Source organism: Chitinophaga sp. 05T412 (assembly GCF_056396465.1).
In genome coordinates, this window is sequence record NZ_JBFTLN010000007.1 from 44,968 (window position 1) to 64,429 (window position 19,462).

Here is a 19,462-nt window from a genome sequence, read left to right on the forward strand (position 1 = left end):
TCAGGATTGTATAAACGCGACAAAATTATTTGCCACCACCCGCTGGCCCTTCTTCACATTTCGCGCGAATGCGGCGGGCGTAGTGCCGCTATAGCGCTTGAATTCCCGGCTCAGATGCGATTGATCGGTGTAGCCCAGGTCGTGCGCCAGGCCAGCGATATTGGTATTCGGATGTTGCCATAATTGATTTCTGGCCTGCTCAAAACGTATCAGCGCCGCTACGTCCTTTACCGTATGTCCGGAAGATTGTTTGAAGTTGCGCTCCAAAGTACGTACCGTGGCATGCGCCGCAGCGGCCACCTCGCTAACGGGGATATTACCATTGGCCTTCCTCATGGCTACACCTGCCTTGAACAGCATGCTGTCGGGCGCCACGTGTACTCTTGCGTCCAGGAAATATTGTTTCACTACGTTAATAGCTGCTGCGATGTCGCCAGCCTGTACATGCTCGCGCAGGACGCTCTGCAGCCCCGCCACAGGATGGTTAAATATCCGCACACTATCTTTACCAGCAGATAGTCCCAGCAAGTCGAACACTGTCCATGGAAAACACCTGACGGCAATAATTTCCAAACGATGTGGCGTGTAGAAAAAAACCGGCTGGTTGAGCAGGCCTACCATAAACGGTGAGGGCAATGGTTGCCGTTCGCCATCAGGCGCCACGCTATATAGTTCTCCGAAATGAAAAATAATTTCAGCATAACCATCCGGCATCACCTCGTAAGGTGATGGATGTTCCTCTGCTTCGCGGCAGTTATACCAAAAACATTTGATGGCATCACGTAGTTCTTCCGGAGATTCAAATTCCTCATGCAACATGCTTAAAGGTAGGAAATTATACCTACTTGAAAAGTTACCCAGGGCCATTCGCCAGCTCCCTAAAACCGTATTCCTTCACAACAAGAACGGGGTTCTCTGCATTTAGCCCGGGATCTATCTCTATTTGGAACCTCCGCCATCAAAAAACCATGTATATTGGTAACAACGAAAAATACCTGTACTGACTATGGCTAATCATTTATTTAAATTGCTGCCTGCTTTGCTACTGGCCGCTTCTGTTGCTCCTGATGCACATGCACAAGAAGCCGATTTTGAAGCATTGTCGAAAATACCCAGGGATACCACCCACGCATTTCCACCCGATTATAAAATCGCCCGGCCCCGACTATTTGTTCAGGCATGGGATGACGATTATGACGCTTATCAATCCTTTATTACGCCGGCGATGAAGAAAACGCAGTCGTACCTGAACTTCCAGGACAAAGGCGTCACTACTACCTTATCCCCCAATTCTATTATCCCTCACGCACAACTGGATACCAGCACCATGGTGAATGATCCGGGTAAATTAGCAGGCACCTGGCGCATGCTGAAGTTCCGCTCCATCCGGTTTAATGATTCTGTCTATCTCCCTACTGAAACCTATTACCGTTTGCCGGATGTGATCCTGGACGATAAAAGTCAGGATGACGCCTTTGCGGTCATCACGGATAACAGCATTAAAATGTATGTGAAAGAAGCCGGCAAAACCAGCTTCAAAAAAATGATGTCCGGGAAATACAAAGTTGAAAACAACCGGTCACTGATGATGTACAAAGTATTTAAATCCGGTGGCGGCGTGTCACAGTATGGTATTGATGAAAAAGGCCACCTGATTATTAATTATCCCAGTGTCATTGAGAATGTAAAAAAGGGGGAATACTTTTCTTATTACGCGGTGATACAACAGTACATTTATGAAAGGGTGAAGTAAGAATCAGCTGCTATATCAGGCTGTTACCTGATATAGCAGCTGATTCACCGGCGCTACACTTCTCCCGAAAAAAATAAAAAAGGTTCTTTACTTCATGGTAAAAGTTTCATCAAAGGAAGTCCGGTGTGTACTTCCGGGCTGATTCATCCAGTACTTCACTTTTAAAATACGGCTGGCCGGATCAAATTTATTTACACCCGACAGATCCAATTCTGCTGATCTGCCATTGGATGCAGGCTGCCCGTATTTGTTGATCACACTGATCACGTGATAATTATTATCAAGATTAAATACCACACCGAACGATCCATAATAAGAATTACTGCCACCGTTCAGGATCTTATGATATACATCGTTCGTTTCATCATTATCGACCAGTTCCAGTTGCGTGGCGGTCGCCATGCGGAGTGTTACATTCCAGGGATATGCGCCCATCAGTCCTGCATTTGTATAGTCCGTCATTTGACCGGTACAGGTATACCTTCCAACGGCAAGGTTGACCGGCATCGTTTGTTGTGCATAAAACGTGTCAATACCGGCGACAGGTATGTAGGCTGTTTTCAACTGAATGGATAGCAGAGATGATGACGCGTTTTTCAGCGTATCTGTAAATGCAGTTGTAGCAGTATAGTTCACCGATCCTGTTGTTCCCGGCTGGGTGGTATAACCAACAGTAGTATATCTGCAGAGCGTATCTACAGAGGAAAAATTCAGCAAGATGCCCGCCTGGCTATTGGAGATCTGTACATTTCTGACCTGCAGGTTACTTTCATACACCGCCCCAAGGCTGACGCCACTGATAATGGCCGATCCAGGGGTGGATGAATTACCGGCTTTATCATATGCCACTATCTCGAAAGTATACTCTCCCTCCGCAAGACCAGGTACTACTACCTTTTGTATCACCTCATTCGTTGCCGGTAGTTCCAGGTGACTGCTCCGGTTATTCCAATAAATCACAAACCGGGTGATATTCGGATCTTTCGAACGGGTAAACTGCAATTCTATTCTGCCTCTGCCGGGATGCGCTTCCAGGTTAGTAGCAACACCGGTGTAAAAAGCTTCGCCACTGCTCAGGTAGGGAGCATATTCATGATCCATCTTTGTACACGCCTGTAATCCTGTTGTGAGGATCAGGGCGTAAATAATATTCTTCATAATAACCTTTTTAAGTACTAACAGATACCATTACTTGTAATCTCCCATAAACTTGATGGATGCCATCTCCAATCCAGCGCCACCGGAGTAGTTCTGCACAATGACCAGGCGGAAATAGCGCATGGTCACTGCCGGCAATGGAAATATAAACTCCGATCCATTATTGACTACCTCATAATCTGCGCTATTCAGCTGACCATAAGGAAGACCGGATGGTTTCACCAGTTCATACACCCCTCCTATTTGTGTCCATGAACCATCGAGGGCTCCATTGGGATTAGGATTCATGCTCCCGTATACTTTAAAAAAGCGCAACGTACCATTCCTGAATTCGGCGCCCCCATTTTGCCGCATCCAGTATCTGAAACGACTCAATACTACCGGCTTGCCGAAATCGACAGTTACCCGGGCAGGCACTGAATCATTGGGGCCAGTTCCCCCGTAAAAGGCCCAGTCGCCCGACTTATAAGGGTTGGTCAGTGGCACGTTAAAATCGGAGCCACAGCAGGCTATCTGGTCGCCCGGCAATACCAGCGCCTTCATCTTTGTGCGGTCCAGTTCCTGCTCATTCATGGAGGTTACCTTTGCCCACACCGTGTCGGATACATTTCCCCATCTGTCCCGTACAAAGGCGCCAAATTTTCTTTCCTTTGGAGAAAACCCTCTGAGCGAGAAGTTACCGGCCGTATCTTTTGTGTAGTTAGCATATACATTCTCCGGCTTCCCGAGCGTATCTACCAGCGCCACCACGGCAATATCAGCGCCTGTAACATTCCTGAACCGGATGTTGGCGCCGCCAAAATCTGCCAGGATTTCCAGGGAAGACTTCACCGTCAGATAAGGCGGTGTTTGCGGGGTTACCGTCACCTCTACAGGATCGGACTTTACTTCACTTCTGCTAACGGCGTACAACCTTACTTTATAGGGGCCTGATTTCTCAAAGCCCAGCACTTTCAACGTATCGGTATAATAGGATGCTTTTACCTGCTGTTTTGATTGCTGGTTAATCATGTAATCAGCCTGCACATAGAGTATTTCCGGATCAGCCGGGATATCATACATAATTAGCGCGCCACCGGGAAAGTCATTCACCCGTACATTGGTGACCACAGGCGGTTTCTTGTTGCTCTTATAAATGGGTTCCAGGTTGGTACCTGTTTGTTTCTGACAGGAGAAAAGCGTTACCGCAGTGACTACAGTTATTAACGCCAGTATATTCAGCAATAATTGTTTTTTCATTCTTTTAAAATTTGATGGATAATAGGTGGGCTGCACTATCTTAATCCTGCTACCACAACGGATTCTGCACAAGGTTGGGATTTACGTAAAGGTTATCTTCCTTGATGGGCGCCAGGAAATCTTTGTAAGTATTGTGCGGCTGATAAATAGCTCTCACACTGTAAAATGCTGCGGGAGTACTTTGGGAAACATTCCAACCCGTCACCGGCCGGTTCATTAAATCCAGTCGCTTCCACCTGCGCATATTCCAATAGTTCTCTCCTTCGAAAATAAATTCTATCATGGTTTCCTGCTGAATAATACTACGCAACCCATCTCTGGAAGATGGCTTGGTGGCATTGCGGGAATGTGCTGCCCAGGACTGCACCACCCCATCCAGACCTGCCCTGCTACGCACGGCATCAATGTATTGATACACCTTAGCAGATGGGCCTTCTGATTCATTGAGCGCTTCTGCGTACATGAGATAAAGCGCGCTTAACCGGATAGCAGGCCAGGTATAAGCATCTGCAGTGTAAGAACCATTATCACCCGACGTTTTCCAGCTCACCAGTTTTTTGGGCCAATAGCCGGTAAACGAATACCTGGACAATGACTGGGCAGAAGAAGATCCCCACATGGTATTTATATACAGCAGATTGTCTTCATTGGGGCGTTGTTTGATAAAATAAGAAGATCCGTCAAAGGCGAGATCTGCGTAAAAGCGATATTCCCTGTTTACATTAAACGCCGAGGTAGTATAATTCGGTTTTAAAATACTGCGCATCCCGTCGGGAATAGTGACCAACTTCGTATATCTGTTGCCGTAATCCCAGTGAAGGTCCTCGTCGATAGGCACCCCATTGCCGGTATAAAATATTTCACACGCATTCATGTTCGCCGCCCACAGGGCATAAGTATAGGAGTACACATCATTCCTGGGAGCGCACTCACGCTGCAACTCTGACGTAGTACTCTGAGGAAAGCCCCATATACACTCCTGGTTCCAGTCTTCCGTAATGGCTCCCCGGATGTCCATACATTTCTTCGTGGTATCACTGATCTGCGTAAGGTCGAATGGTTTTTCGAATTGATACAGCTGGAATCCGGCGCTATTAGCGGATACAATAGCTGCATTACAGGCGTCTGCGGCCTTTTGCCATTTTGATTTATCAAATGCCGTATTCACGAGGGCTTTCCCATCTTTGTTTTTCAACACTGCGTAATCTGCGTTGCCATTAAAGAGCGGGCTGGCATCCAGCGTCAATGCATAGGCTTTAATGGCCAGCGCAATGGGCGCGGTAATACGTCCCAGCTCCTCCCGCTGATTCGTGATCATAGGTGGCAGATCCGGCAGGGCTTCGTCTACCAGCTGCGCGATATAGGCAGATACTTCGTCTACCGGATCACGCTTTACTTTAACTGTTTCCACATCTGCCGAAACCGGAATATTTGTTTTCATCATGGGAAAAGGACCATACATCCGCATCATCAGGAAATGATAGTAGGCCTTTAATACCTTTACTTCAGCGATCCATCTCTTTCTTTCTACCTCGGTCATATCAGGGACCTTACCTATATTTTCCAGGAAAATATTACAGGTGCGCATCGCCGTAAACATGGCCATGCCACCGTTTTCTCCGTCCCAGTAATTCGCGATGGGGGTTACTACGTTCTGGTAGTCGTAGCACAGCTGCATAATTCCTTCCGGAATTCCGGGCGCCTGAGAACCGGGATAAGGCGTGGCAATTTCCCGCGATCCCAGGAACGTATAATTATCCGAGGGGCTACCCAATAATGGCAGATAGGAATAGCAGGTAAACAGGTACTTCTTCGCCGTGGCCCGCATCTGAAAGGCCTGGTCCAGGGTGGCCACATTGTCCGGAATGATATCGAGAAATTTATTACAGGCAGGGCTAAAGGAAATGAGCATTCCCAGTAACATTATCTTTATCGTTTTCATACTTATTTTTTTCATGGTGAGCGAGTGGCTATTTAAATGAGCAGGTAACGCCGATATTAAACACCCGTTGAATAGGATAGCCTAAGCCATTACCTCCCATTTCCACATCCCACAGATTAAATTTGCTGAAGGTGAACAGGTTGGTGCCATTCAGGTAAAATCTGGCGTTGGTAAGGCGTAGTCTTTTCATCAAAGGCGTGGGCAGTGTGTAACCAATCTCTATAGATTTGATACGCAGAAGGGCGCCATTTCTCATAAACCAGGTACTGGTTTGATTATTATTATCGATAATACTGGTACTCAGCCTGGGCCATAGCGCATAAATATTTTGGTTGTCTTCACTCCAGTGATTATCTGCCCATACTTTCAGGAGCTGGCGTTGATCATCAATGAAGGGAGCAGTTGCTTTGGCATCGATCCAGAAGGATTCGCGGGCCAGTCCCTGAAAGAAAACATTGACGTCGAAACGATCATAACCAGACGAAAATCCAAAGCCATACACTATTTCCGGTGTCGTCGGAAAACCGATTGGCGCCATATCCAGCTCACTGATTTTCCCATCTCCATTTATATCTCTGTATTTAATATCTCCACCCCCATAAATACCGAAGTTTTGTTTGGGGGCATTTTTAGCGTCCAGGTCGTCTACAAACAGTCGCTCTGCAACGTAGCCCCACTGCTGGGTAAGCGAGTGTCCTACGTGCAACTTATTCTTCTCGGGATACGCAGGTTCTTCGTACACATCGAAGCGGCTGGTAGCATACGTGAAATTCGCCATGGCCTTGGCCCACCATTTATTGCTGATCTGATGAGAATAGTCCATCGCTACATCTATCCCTTTTGCAGCAGCTTTTCCGACGTTAGCACTCAGGCCGGCAGATAGTCCCATGGTGGTGGGGATGGACGTACGAGGCATCAGGATATTGGATCTTTTTTCATTATACAGATCTACTTCCAGGTTCAGGCGATCGAAGAAAGACGCTTCAAATCCGAGATTGGTTTTTGCCGCCTTTTCCCAGGTGATATCATTGTTGGCATACCGGGAAATATTAATACCTGTAAGACTGTAATCTTTCAGGGTACCAAATCTCATTCCTCTGATGCTGCTGTTCATGTCTACATTGGACAGGTAGAAAAAGCGGTCGTCCGGGCTGCCAATAGCGTCATTACCTACCAGACCGTAGGTGGCTCTTAATTTAAGTTTGGTCACCACACGTTGCAGGCTTTCCCAATATTTTTCATTAGATACCGTATAAGCTACGCCTGCAGAGGGGAAGAAACCGAAGCGCTGAGTTTTGTAAAATCGTTCTGACCCGTTATATCCGAAGTTAAATTCCGCTGCATACCTGTTGTCGTATAGATAGGTAGCTCTTCCCGACAGTCCCACATTTCTGAAAGGAAGGGAATTCTGCAGACTGCCGGCGTTGCCGGTGAGACTATTTTTTGCTACGCCCACCAGCGTACCACTGAAGCCATGTACTTTGTTAAATGTTCTGCGATAGTCTACGGCTAATTCACCGTAAAAATCGGACGACAATGTTTTATCACCTTCTGAATAATTAAGGTACTCTGTACCGGCAGGCGCCTGCGATTGCCCTGCTTCCTGGTTGATGGCATTCAGTGAATAGCCTTTCGTTACATAATCGTAGTTGTAAGCCACGTAATAGAATGGATTGTACTGCCGCGATACAGAGAAGTAGGCATTCCGCTGAATATTAATTAAGCCTCTGGCAGATAACCCTTCTGTGATAAAAGCCAGCTTTTGATTCAACGCCAGCTGCGCATTGATGGCGGAGCGGTTAAACTGTTTGTACCCCTTCTGCAGATCAGCATACGGGTTATTATACTTACCGTCGGCTGCATTACCGAACATAATATGCCGTACGTACTTTGTTTCTTCTGTAGGTTGATAGTATGCCGGAAACAGTACCGGATTGGATTGCATGATCTGATTATAAATATCCTGCCCCCCGCTGATGGGGCCGGAATAATCATCGAAGCTCCCGGATATACGCACAATCATTTCGGTAGACGGGGTGAGATTGACGTTGACATTACTTCTGATAGAATAGGATTTCAGTTTGGAATTGCTATTGAAGTTGCTCTTCTTATCTACCTTCAATATCCCATTATCCATATTCATAGCACCGGATACATAGTAGCGGGCAATTTTCCCACCACCGTTTACCGACAGGTTATAACGCTGATTGAGCGCGGAATTACGCAGCAACATTTTTTGCCAGTCGGTAGCCGGATATATGACAGGATCTGTACCATTCCGGGTATTCTCAATCTTATCTTTCGAATACAGTAATCCTCCCAGCGGATTCCGGGTGAGCACTGCTTCATTAGCCAGTTCCATATAAGTAACCGGATCTGCCAGTTGCACATTCTTCGTTGAACGCGACAAAGAATTTTCCGCCCGGAATGATACATTCGCAGATCCTTCCTTCCCTTCTTTTGTGGTAATGAGTATCACGCCGTTGGCACCTTTGGAACCATATAATGCCGTGGCAGTCGCATCTTTCATGATAGAAAAACTGGCGATATCATCCACCTGCAAACGTGCCAGATCCGTAGTAGATGCTTCTATATTATCGATCAGGATCAGCGGGGATTTACGATAACCGAAGGTGGTGACTCCTCTTACAAAAAAATCCGCGTTGTCGAATCCTGGTTCGCCGCTCCGCTGGTAGGCAATGATACCTGCCAGCTTTCCTGCCAGCGCGTTGGTGAGATTACTGCTGGGGATTTTCAGTTCAGCAGGTTTAATAGAAGTTACCGCACCTACTACTTCTGTTTTCTTTTGCTTTCCGTGTGCTACCACCACTACTTCGTCCACTTTAGCGTCCAGGCGTTTCAGCACAATCAGCAGTGGTTCTGCGGCATGCACAGTTACTTCCTGTGGTTCATAGCCAATAAACGACACGATTAATAATACACCGGTGCGGGGTACCTGAATGGAGAAGTGTCCGTTAGCATCGGTGGCTACGCCTTTGGCGGTACCTTTCAATTTCACCGTGGCGCCGGGCAGTGGTGTACCATCTTCACTCACGACCGTACCGGTTACTTCGATAGCTAAGGGCGCTGCCGCCAACAGTGAGTCTCTTGCCATAGTAGTGGTGCCCGCAATCATAATCCTGTTTTTGGAGATGGACCAGGTTAAGGGCAATCCTTTAAAACAGGCTTTTAAAGCATCCGGCAATGGCGCGTTGTGCATGTCAATGCTGATGCCGCTGGCATTAGAGATCAGGTCATCTTCATAGAAAAAGCGGTAGCCTGTTTGACGGTTGATTTCTTTCAGCACCGTCTTTAGTGATACATTTTTTTCTGACAATGTAATGCTCTGGCTGTACCCGGTGGCGCTGGCCTGCATGCAAATACAGAGCAGGCCGAAAGTGGCAAACTTCATCATCATCAACAGTTTAGTGGTTGTTTTACAACGCGGGTGGGCAAGGAAATGTCCTCGTAAATTCATACATTCGTTTTTTCAACTACTCATTTTTAATGAGTGGATTTGGGTGAAGAATCAGAGACTTCTGAGCATGGCACTTCCTATCCGGATACTATGCCCAGATTATTCGCCCGCATACAACCGTTCTGTCTCGCACACAGAGCGGTTTTTTTATGGGCTGATTTTGGTGATATTTATTGCATTACTATTATTTTTCTATCGTTCATTTTATACCTGATACCGGCTGCCTGCATAAAACTGAGTACTTCTTCAATGCTTTCATTGCGTCCTACTATTCCGGTGAAACGCTTCTGACTAACCGGGCCTTCATAAGTTACTTCTATGTCGTACCAGCGGGAAATCTGGCGCATAATTTCGGGTAGGGTAAGACTGTTAAAAACGAAGTTGCCATTTTTCCAGGCCATCACTTMGTCGATATCCGCCGGGGTAACATCCGCATGTCCGCTGACCAGCACTGCTTGCTGGCCCGGGCGCAGCATCACACTATCCCTGTGGCCAGCCACTTTCACCGCACCTTCCAATAATGTTACTTTAAGGGCGCTTTCATCCGTATAGCCGTTTACGTTAAACTTCGTACCAAGGACCTGTATTTCTCCGCCAGCGGCTTTTACCCGAAAAGGGGCTTTATCTTTCTCTATTTCAAAATAGGCTTCTCCCGTTATTTCTACCTGCCGGCTATCCTTTGAAAACGCTACAGGGAAACGGATGKAGGAAGCGGCATTTAGCCATGCTACGCTTCCATCCGGCAACGTTACCTGAAAGGTGGCTCCTTTTGGGGTAGCTATCTTGTTATACAATATTTCTCCACCTTTATTGGTTGATGGATGATAGACCAATTGTCCATTCTCTTTTTTCAATACCACCGTATTTCCTTGTTGGGCTACTACGCCCTTACCGGAACTGTCCAGCTCAATAGCAGTACCATCCGACAGCGTGAGCATCACCTTATTCTTTGCCAGCAGCGTGGTACGATATTGTGCTATTTTCCCCGGATGCTTTTCGCGGGCAACATACAGCCACCCGGCCACTATCATCAATGGTAACAGCATAGCGGCAGCCCGGAGCCATTTATGGTAGAAGATAATGGGTTTCTTCTCTTTTTTCTTTACCTGTGCCATTACACGATGGTACATGGCCTGCCGGCTTTCCGGACTGGTAAGGCCGTCGAAAGTCCCCGATTCCAACTGGTCGTGAATCGTTGTATGCAGCTCATCATCGAGTACAGATAATTGTTTCGACAACGCTCTCTTCGATACCCTGCCATCCAGGTATGCTTTTATTATACGGTGGAATCGTTGCATAATGCTTATGTTACCAGTACAGTTGTAGCTGATTCAGATATAAAGACACGCGACCTGGAAAAATGTACCAGTGGGGTATTATTTTAATGCAAGAAATAGGATCACGAAGAGAAAAGTATGCTCATCCAGGTGTTCATGGAGATATTCCCGAATCGATTGTGTAGCTCTCGACAAGTGATTCCTGACAGTATTCCTGGACAAACCTAATTGTAATGCCACTTCTCCCAGCTTAATTCCCTGGAGTTGGTTCAATTGATAGATGACTTTTTGCTGAGGAGGCAGGTTATTAATGGCGTTTATAATAAGACCACGGGATTCTTTTAAAACATACTCACTTTCCGGTGACTGCAGCCCGTCTGTTTCTTCAGACAATAGCTGCCGCAGGTAGTCCTTCTCCAACCGGAGCCGGCGTAACTCATTCAAAATTCTGTTGCGGGCAATAATAAAAACATAGTCAGCTATGCTTTTAACGGTGGGTAAGGCGGCTCTTTTAAGCCATATTTTTATAAAAACGTCCTGCACTATTTCCTCAGAGAGATGAGCCGATTTTGTGTACGTATATGCTACACCGTAAATTCTGTCGGCATAGCTATCGAATAATTGCTGAAAGGCATTTTCATTTCCCTCCGCCACCAGTTGCAATAGCTGGGAATTACTAACAGATACCGTATTTGACGAAATCATACCACGTGGAAAATTGCCCTAAAAAAAGGTGAACCAGCTAAAAATAAGGATTATTTGCTTTCGCAGAAGGGTCAATAGAAGTGATATCGATCCTTCAGCAGATAGCAAATAATACCCTTATTACCAACCGGCTATATTAAAACTCAATACCAGTTGGATTTTTAGCCAAATCTATTACAACCCCATATTTTCAGCAACGGACATCGGGAGAATCAGACCGATCAAAAAAGCATCGAAAATTGATAATATCGCGGCACAAATAAATGGGGGTTACCGTAAAAGCCACTCCAGCTTATACATGTGATGAAATGAATCATAAGTCATTAAATCACTATCCTGTCTGAAATTTTCATCCAGCTGATCCGGCAAAGCTTTCCTCTCACCGAAAGCCTTTTTCAAATTCCAGCTTGTTAATTCCTGCACCGGGCCATTTCCCGCAGAAAAATAATATTGGAAGTCGTCTCTGGGGAATGCCTTTCCAGTGGCCATCTTCTGCTTTTTATACAATAGTAACGTGGCATTCCTGTTCAGGATTTCGTAGTTCACATGGGCCAACAGCCGATAGGTTTTTCCATCCTTTAATGCCACTGCAAATACGGAATCTTTGGAAACCTGCACGGGTCCATTGTTCAATTGAATACTCAGGTAGGATCTCCGGGAATGTAACTTAATATTCCCATGCTCATAACGGAGATGATTGGCCACATAGTCGGACATAGAGAGATAAAGCCCGCCTGTTTTTTGATGGCCCACACCAGCCATTACCGGAGACAACACACCTGCCATCAACAGGGCTGCTAAAAACTGTTTCATGATATATGATAATTTATATCCGTTCTTTTACAATTGGGATGCCCTTTATTATTCCTGCAGCATCGATACCGGCATCTGTTGATGGGCATAGGATTCCGGCGTACACATCTCCCTAAAAAAAAATTACAGGAGTATACTATAATGAGAAATGTAGTCAAAATGAAATACCCCTGCTTCAAAATGACCTGGTTTCTCATTTTGACATACTTCTCTTTTCCCTTTCAAGCAGACGGCCTGAACTTTCTGACAGCCAGAATGTTTATTGGATAAGGGTTTCACCAAACCAACATTCAACATTACTTACACAGGCACACAATTGGGAATGTAACCGCCAAATTGTATAAACGAGCAAAAAAATGAAACGAAGATTTGTAACGTCGCTTATCCTGACTTTGTCCCTGTCATATGGATACGCGCAGCAAGACACTACTGGTAAAAACCAATCTGTTATTGTAGATGGATCTAATGGAAGATGCTTACCTTCTCCCCTTTCTTCTCCGCCATTTCCCAGCGGGGAATGGGTAGGCGGGCCCCTTATCGGAGCGCCTGCAGACGCACCAGACTACCCACTGACCAAACTATTAGGACTCGCAAAAAGTAAAAGCCGGATTAAAATTTATGGCTGGATAGACATCGGTGCTAATTTCAGTACCTCCAAAAATTCGAATGCACCTACTTCCTATAATCTTGTACCCAACCGGGTAGTACTGGATCAGGCTATTTTACGCATAGAACGGCAACCGAATACCGTACAGCGGGATCACGCCGACTGGGGTTTTGTAATTGATAATATTTATGGTACCGATTATCGCTATACGTTGGCAAAAGGTATTTTCAGTGACCAGCTGTTAAAAAACAACCATCTGTATGGGTATGATCCCACACAGGTGTATGGCATGTTATATCTTCCTAAAGTAGCAGAAGGCTTATTGATTAAGGTAGGTCGCTTTATTTCTCCGGCTGATATTGAAGCCCAATGGGCGCCGGATAATTACCTGTATTCGCACTCCCTGATGTTTACGGTAGACCCGTATACGTTCACCGGTGTACATGCCATACTACGGCTGAATTCCCACTGGCAGCTTTCTGTAGGCGCGCATGGCGGTAATGATATAGCGCCATGGAGCAGTTCCTCCAGTCTGAATGGCCTCGCCATGGTACGCTGGGTATCTTCCAATAACAGAAACTCGCTGTATGGTGGCATTAATAGCCTTGGTAAAGGCTACTATAAAGATGCACACGACAATCTACAAATGGCAGTAGCTACCTGGGGACATAAATTCAGTGAAAAAGTACATATGAATACCGAGGTATATTATATGTGGCAACATGACGCTGCCGTAGGTGGTACCGCCATTGAAGGTCCGGGGAAAGAGTGGTACATGGGTACCGGCTTAGGTAATACCATTCCAGGTATTGCATCTGCTGTGGGCGCCGTGAATTATTTCCAGATACAGTTATCGGCGAAGAAAGACTATCTGTCTGTCAGAAATGACCTCCTGAACGATCCGCAGGGCAATCGCACCGGTTTCACCACCACCTATACCAGTCATACGATTGGTTGGGTCCATCACTTCAACGACCTGATCAGAATAAGGCCGGAAGTACGATATGAAAAAGCGTGGAACAACGATGCTACCCCATATGATAATGGAACGCGCAGAGATCAGTTTACAGCAGCCATGGATCTCATTGTACGGTTCTGATAAACTCGTTTGATTTTTAATATAGGTATTATACAACTGCGGGTAATTCTTTACCAGGCAGTTTTTTTTTATCATGCCATCTTATATTCATCCATCTTCCGGTAAAGGGTAGACAAGCTGATATTCAATAGCCGGGAGGCTTTCGACTTATTACCGTTTACATGATCCACTACCCATTGAATATGCATTTTCTCCATCACTGCCAGATCAAAAGTACCGGGCTTTTGTTTTACCGGATGCTTATGCAGGGTGAACTCCAATGGCAAATCATCCATGGTAAGTGTATTGCCGGTACAGATGATGACGGCGCGTTCCATAATATTTTTCAATTCCCGGATATTCCCACGCCATTCATGTAGTTTCAGGTGTTCTATAAACTCCCGGCTCATCTGCGCTACCTGTGTATTGGACTTGCTGGCAAACTGTTGCAGGTAATGCGCTGCAAATAAAGGAATATCTTCTTTTCTTTCCCTTAGTGGCGGTAGCTCAATGGTAAATACATTGAGGCGGTAGAACAAGTCTTCCCGAAACCGCCCCTGTTCAATTTCCTGCACCAGGTTGCGGTTTGTGGCAGCGATAATTCGTATATCCACCTTCGTTACTTTAGTGTCTCCTACCTTTATAAATTCACTGGTTTCCAGGACCCTTAATAGCTTAGCTTGCAGGTCCAATGGCATTTCACCTATTTCGTCCAGGAAAAGAGTACCCTGATGTGCTTCTTCTATCAGTCCTTTTTTATTTTTCACTGCGCCGGTAAATGCGCCTGCTTTATATCCAAATATTTCGCTTTCAAGTATATCCTTCCCGATGGCACTGCAGTTGATGGCGAGGAAATCTTTTTCTGCCCGATGGCTGGCATTATGAATGGCTTGTGCAAACATTTCTTTTCCGGAACCGGTTTCTCCCAACAGCAATACGGCAGCATTACTGGGCGCCGCTTTCATCGCCATTTTCCGGGCTTCACGAATCCCGGTCGAAGTACCCAGCAGCGCATCAAAAGAGGCGTAGTTGTTATTGATTTTTGTTTGCAGCTGTACTACGCGGTTTTGCAATTGTACTTTCTCCAGCGCGCGGTGCAGCAACGGGATGATCCGGGCATTATCATTGCCCTTGGTGATATAATCAAAGGCCCCATTCTTGATGGCACGTACACTGTCGGCGATGTTACCATAAGCTGTTAGCAGGATGATTTCAGCGGGCAGCTGTTTTTCCCGCATGTGCGTAACCAGATCGATGCCATTGCCATCGGGCAGCATGATATCACTGAGTACTACGTCTATGGTTTCTGTATGCAGCAGCTGCCGTGCGGCTTTCAGGGTATCACATTCCAGGATACGAAAGCCTTCCAAGGTAATAATACGTTTCAATAACTGACGAAGTTTCTCTTCGTCTTCTACGAGTAAAACCGTACCGGTTGTCATGTTTTGGTGTATTAAAATTGAAAAAAATTAATGCCGGAGATTAGGGATCGACCCTACTTTTGTTTGAGTAAAATCCAGCAGTTCACTGCTGATTTGTAAGATACGTTCTACATCTTCGCTGATGCTGTCCAGCAGCGCCTGTTGTCCTTCCTGCAATGGCCCGGTTCTTTTATCCGATAATAAGCTGAGGCTCATTTTCATGGCTGCTATGGGCGTTTTGAGTTCGTGCGACGCCGTAGCGATAAATTTAGTTTTGGCAGCTTCCAGTGCTTCAAATGCACTGATATCGCGCAGTACAGTGACTGTTCCCTGGTCATTGCTGATGACTTCTTTTATAAAAACGGCCGGCCCGATCCGCAGCTGCTGATTGACCGGATGTTTGTTGATAGACGCCAGCATGATGGCTCTTTCCATGAGTTGTGGGCCACATAAACGCGTCACCACTTCATTCATAAACAGCAGTTGATGATGGGTATCATAACAAATAATACCATCGTTCATCTGATTGATGATTGTTTCTATCCTTGTTTTCTCCAGTTTTATTTTCTCCAGGTTGCTGTTTTCATATTCATGTAATTTCTCTGCCATCCTGTTGAACACAGTGGCCAATTCGCCTAGTTCGTCGCTTCGGTCAATATGGATGCGGGTATTGTATTTCCTATCGGCAATCTGCCGGATTCCGGCAATCAGTTGATGGATAGGATGCGTAATAATATGCGGATAGCTGAAGATAAACAGGATGGATACACTGAGTAGTATCAGGGTGATGACAGATAACGTAAGAATGGCCCGGGAAGCTGCTGCAGAAGATATATTATTTTTCCGGATGATGGCTTGCTGATTGATGGCCGATATTTGTAGAATGGCGTGTCGTAGTTCCACCACCAACTGGGGGTTTTCCGGATGCAGCTGAAGTTGTTGCACCAGTGATGCAGCGCGTGTGGTGGCACTGTCTTCCCCGGGTTCCGTTACATTTTGTTCCTGAAGCAGCAGGTTCTCTTTTAATACATCCAGTTGTACTGGTTGTCGTTCAAGGGCGCCCAGCATGTTGTTGGAGAACATAATGGATCTGATATTTTCCCGGAGGATCAGGCGCACATCTCCATTCAACTGGTAGATCTGATAAATTCCCTGCATGCTGATGGCCAGCGTCATCAGGAACAGGAAAATCAATCCCAGGGAAAATTTTGTTTTTAAGTTCAGTGACATTTGCATTGAATTGAGTGGGTGTATCAGCAGCGCCACTAAACCAATGCCATGTTGCGTTAGGGATCGTTTCCCAGCTCAATTCATTGACAATAAATGGATTATAAAAATGTCAATATCAGCCGGGCTATAGCAGGTATACCAAAATGGGAGGGTCTTTTTCATTTTGACATGAAAACGATCTTTTCCTGAAAGGAGATGCCTGTCATAGCAGGTGGAAGATGATATCAGCGGATTTCTTCCCTTAGTATTTTATTTCCTTTCAGCACCATCATGGTGCCGTAGATGGAAGTCGCAATTGCACAACCTGTACTAACAACGGGGGTTGTTACTGCTGTGGAGTATCCCTTGCTGAGTAATACAAACCCGGTAATTGCTACCAGGCAAACGAATGCGCCCATATAGTAATCGAATTTGCGGTTAAATACTTTTGCCAAAGGGAAAAAGTGCAGGCCAACGATTGCAGCCACCCCTGGGAGGAACCAGTCGTCCCGGTCAATATTCACCAATACATTTTTCAATATTAATATCGCTGCGCCTTCGGCGATAAAAATATACATAAATCCTTTACTCTTTTTTTGATCGTTTGTTACCACCACTGGTTCTGGTGGCAGTTGCTTTGCTGCCTTGCGAAACCTGGTATAAAAAGTTATAAACGATATCACCACCCCGGCAAATAAAACGCCGATAAGCCCGTAATCCCGGCCATGCAAGGTGATTTCACCGATGGTTGTCCATATAAGTGTATTGATGATCATGAGTGATAGTCCGCCTAAAACGCTTTGGAGCTGCTGTTGTGTCGGGGTAGCCGTTGTTGGATATTCCATGGTAAAGGGAGTATTGAAATAATTGTCGAGCTGTAAACATAACAATAATTACACATTTAAAAAACGTCATAAAATTATCATAGAAACATTTATATGTTTCTATCTATTTTTTTACTACTTTTACATCGGAATAAATTTGTTATTGCATATGGACAATAAAAAATTTGAGAAGATATCCCGTGCACTGAGTGATGCCAGCAGGATTACGATCTTGCAGGAGGTGCGTAAGAAGCAGGGATGTATGTATTGTGCAGAGATCACCGATATGCTGGATCTGACCCAGCCCTCCGTTTCCCACCACCTGAAGCAGTTGGTAGATGCCGATTTGCTGATATCTGAAAAAGAAGGAAGGAATATTAAGTACCTGTTGAACCAGGAAGTCCTTGGCGCATATATCGATCGCCTGAATGCGTTAAGGAAATAATTTTTTATGGAGAAGATGGCCTATTTGCCGGCTTAATTATATCGAATCATTTAAATATTCAAATTAATTTAACTAATGAAAAAGTCAATATACGCAATGGCTCTGGGAGCTTTTGGCATTATTACCACCGAATTTGGCGTTATAGGTGTGCTCCCCAATCTTGCCCAGGTATTTGGTGTGTCCCTGGAAACGGCAGGATGGCTACTGAGCGCCTTTGCGCTGACGGTGGCCGTATCTTCCCCTTTTATCACGGCATTGACCAGCAACATTAATAAGAAGATACTGATGACTTCTGTGTTGGCTGTTTTCGTCGTGTCCAACCTGCTTTCGGCTTTCTCTCCTAATTTCACGGTACTGATGATTGCCCGTGTGTTACCAGCTTTCCTGCATCCGCTGTTCTGGAATATTTCGCTGGCAACTGCCTTTAAAGAGTCCGGCAGTAAAGCAGTATCGGTGGTGATGTCCGGCGTGAGCATTGCTGCCGTCATGGGTGTACCGATGACCACTTACGCCGCTGAATTCTTCAACAACTGGCAGGCTTCCTTTTTCCTGGCCAGCTTTATCAGCCTGATTGCATTTACCGGTATGTTACTGTTTGTTCCTTCTATGCCGGCTGCTAAAAAAGTGGCAGGGAATAGTCAGCTGTATGTATTGAAAAATCCGCAGCTGTGGCTTAATCTCACTACTACGATCTTAATGCTGGCGGGTATGTTCTCCAGTTATGGTTACCTCGCCGCTTATCTCGAAAAAGTAACGCACATGAATGGCGCACAAATCAGTATCATGCTGCTGCTGTTTGGCGGAATGGGGCTACTGGGTAACTTGATCATTGGTATCACTATCAGCAAAAACGTGATGCTGGTGACCCGGATATTTTTTTCCTCACTGATATTCATCCAGGTCCTCGCTTATTTCTTTGGCGGCGTCTTTACACCGATGGTAGCAGTACTGGCGATATGGGGCGCTATTCATACCGGCGGGTTCTTAATCGGTAATATCCGCACCACGCGCACCGTACCACATCATGCACTGGAATTTGTGAATAGTCTGCTCACCTCCTGCTATAATATCGGGATATCATTAGGCACCATGCTGGGTGGTATTATCATTGCCCACTACGGCGTACATAATGTACTGTGGATGAGTATAGGATTGCTGACCGTTAACCTGGCACTGAGCTTTGTAACCTTTGAAAAAACACAGCCCGCAACGGTAGCGGAACCGATAACAGAAGAGGAACTTGCTGCCCGCATGATGCATGCTTAAAACAATCATTGGTCAGTTGGGCTGTCTTTAAGAAGTACCCATTGATCATGCCATATAAATTACAAAGCGTGATACATTTTAGAAGGTGTATCACGCTTTGTAATTGTATTGATGCCTCACCTTCATTCAGCAAGGATTTAAATATAAATTAAGCAATTATTAATATTATTTTACCAGCAGCCCAAAAATTGTCACGAGCAATATTATTTATTCTATAACTTCCTGTCATTGCCCTACAAAAACACGT

The 19,462-nt window shown here is 45.5% G+C and carries 15 protein-coding genes; 4 read left to right on the forward strand and 11 right to left on the reverse strand.

Annotated elements, in window-relative coordinates:
• Window positions 1-819 carry an AraC family transcriptional regulator gene (locus tag AC1DFM_RS16695; RefSeq protein WP_477077871.1) on the reverse strand — a complete coding sequence of 273 codons (819 nt, stop codon included), beginning with the start codon at window positions 817-819 and terminating at the stop codon, window positions 1-3.
• A gap of 187 nt (window positions 820-1,006) precedes the next feature.
• Between AC1DFM_RS16695 and AC1DFM_RS16700 the strand changes: the two genes are divergently transcribed.
• Window positions 1,007-1,753 carry a hypothetical protein gene (locus tag AC1DFM_RS16700; protein ID WP_477077872.1) on the forward strand — a complete coding sequence of 249 codons (747 nt, stop codon included), beginning with the start codon at window positions 1,007-1,009 and terminating at the stop codon, window positions 1,751-1,753.
• An 87-nt stretch (window positions 1,754-1,840) separates the two neighbouring features.
• Here AC1DFM_RS16700 and AC1DFM_RS16705 read toward each other — a convergent pair whose 3' ends face one another.
• The 7 genes from AC1DFM_RS16705 to AC1DFM_RS16735 form a co-directional block, all read right to left on the reverse strand.
• A complete protein-coding gene (locus AC1DFM_RS16705; RefSeq protein ID WP_477077873.1) occupies window positions 1,841-2,911 on the reverse strand; it encodes a DUF4998 domain-containing protein in 1,071 nt (356 codons plus the stop codon).
• Between the two features lie 30 nt (window positions 2,912-2,941).
• Window positions 2,942-4,150, reverse strand: coding sequence for a DUF4959 domain-containing protein (locus AC1DFM_RS16710; RefSeq protein WP_477077874.1), 1,209 nt, complete (start codon window positions 4,148-4,150; stop codon window positions 2,942-2,944).
• Between the two features lie 49 nt (window positions 4,151-4,199).
• On the reverse strand, window positions 4,200-6,092 hold the full coding sequence (locus AC1DFM_RS16715) for a RagB/SusD family nutrient uptake outer membrane protein (RefSeq protein ID WP_477077875.1): 1,893 nt from the start codon (window positions 6,090-6,092) through the stop codon (window positions 4,200-4,202).
• 28 nt (window positions 6,093-6,120) lie between these two features.
• The gene (locus AC1DFM_RS16720; RefSeq protein WP_477077876.1) at window positions 6,121-9,570 is read right to left on the reverse strand and encodes a TonB-dependent receptor; all 3,450 of its coding nucleotides are present in this window, start codon (window positions 9,568-9,570) and stop codon (window positions 6,121-6,123) included.
• A gap of 170 nt (window positions 9,571-9,740) precedes the next feature.
• Entirely contained in the window at window positions 9,741-10,868 is a 1,128-nt protein-coding gene (locus AC1DFM_RS16725) for a FecR family protein (protein WP_477077877.1), read from the reverse strand.
• Window positions 10,869-10,946: 78 nt separating this feature from the next.
• A complete protein-coding gene (locus AC1DFM_RS16730; RefSeq protein ID WP_477077878.1) occupies window positions 10,947-11,552 on the reverse strand; it encodes an RNA polymerase sigma factor in 606 nt (201 codons plus the stop codon).
• Window positions 11,553-11,822: 270 nt separating this feature from the next.
• Complete coding sequence (locus tag AC1DFM_RS16735; RefSeq protein WP_477077879.1) at window positions 11,823-12,365, reverse strand: hypothetical protein; 543 nt, start codon at window positions 12,363-12,365, stop codon at window positions 11,823-11,825.
• Window positions 12,366-12,721: 356 nt separating this feature from the next.
• On the opposite strand from AC1DFM_RS16735, the gene AC1DFM_RS16740 reads away from it, so the two are divergent.
• Entirely contained in the window at window positions 12,722-14,071 is a 1,350-nt protein-coding gene (locus AC1DFM_RS16740; RefSeq protein ID WP_477077880.1) for an outer membrane beta-barrel protein, read from the forward strand.
• 71 nt (window positions 14,072-14,142) lie between these two features.
• On the opposite strand, the gene AC1DFM_RS16745 is transcribed toward AC1DFM_RS16740, so the two are convergent.
• From AC1DFM_RS16745 to AC1DFM_RS16755, 3 genes are all read right to left on the reverse strand, one after another.
• The gene (locus AC1DFM_RS16745; RefSeq protein WP_477077881.1) at window positions 14,143-15,492 is read right to left on the reverse strand and encodes a sigma-54-dependent transcriptional regulator; all 1,350 of its coding nucleotides are present in this window, start codon (window positions 15,490-15,492) and stop codon (window positions 14,143-14,145) included.
• A gap of 27 nt (window positions 15,493-15,519) precedes the next feature.
• Window positions 15,520-16,701: a histidine kinase dimerization/phospho-acceptor domain-containing protein gene (locus tag AC1DFM_RS16750; protein WP_477077882.1), complete on the reverse strand. Its 1,182-nt coding sequence runs from the start codon at window positions 16,699-16,701 to the stop codon at window positions 15,520-15,522.
• Window positions 16,702-16,925: 224 nt separating this feature from the next.
• Window positions 16,926-17,525: a hypothetical protein gene (locus AC1DFM_RS16755; RefSeq protein ID WP_477077883.1), complete on the reverse strand. Its 600-nt coding sequence runs from the start codon at window positions 17,523-17,525 to the stop codon at window positions 16,926-16,928.
• 148 nt (window positions 17,526-17,673) lie between these two features.
• Here AC1DFM_RS16755 and AC1DFM_RS16760 point away from each other — a divergent pair, with 148 nt between their 5' ends.
• Together AC1DFM_RS16760 and AC1DFM_RS16765 are read left to right on the forward strand one after the other, a co-directional pair.
• Window positions 17,674-17,949, forward strand: a complete 276-nt coding sequence (locus AC1DFM_RS16760) for an ArsR/SmtB family transcription factor (protein WP_477077884.1) — start codon at window positions 17,674-17,676, stop codon at window positions 17,947-17,949.
• Window positions 17,950-18,024: 75 nt separating this feature from the next.
• Window positions 18,025-19,215 (forward strand): MFS transporter, encoded by a 1,191-nt coding sequence (locus tag AC1DFM_RS16765; protein ID WP_477077885.1) that lies wholly within the window; start codon window positions 18,025-18,027, stop codon window positions 19,213-19,215.
• The last annotated feature ends 247 nt before the right edge of the window (window positions 19,216-19,462 follow it).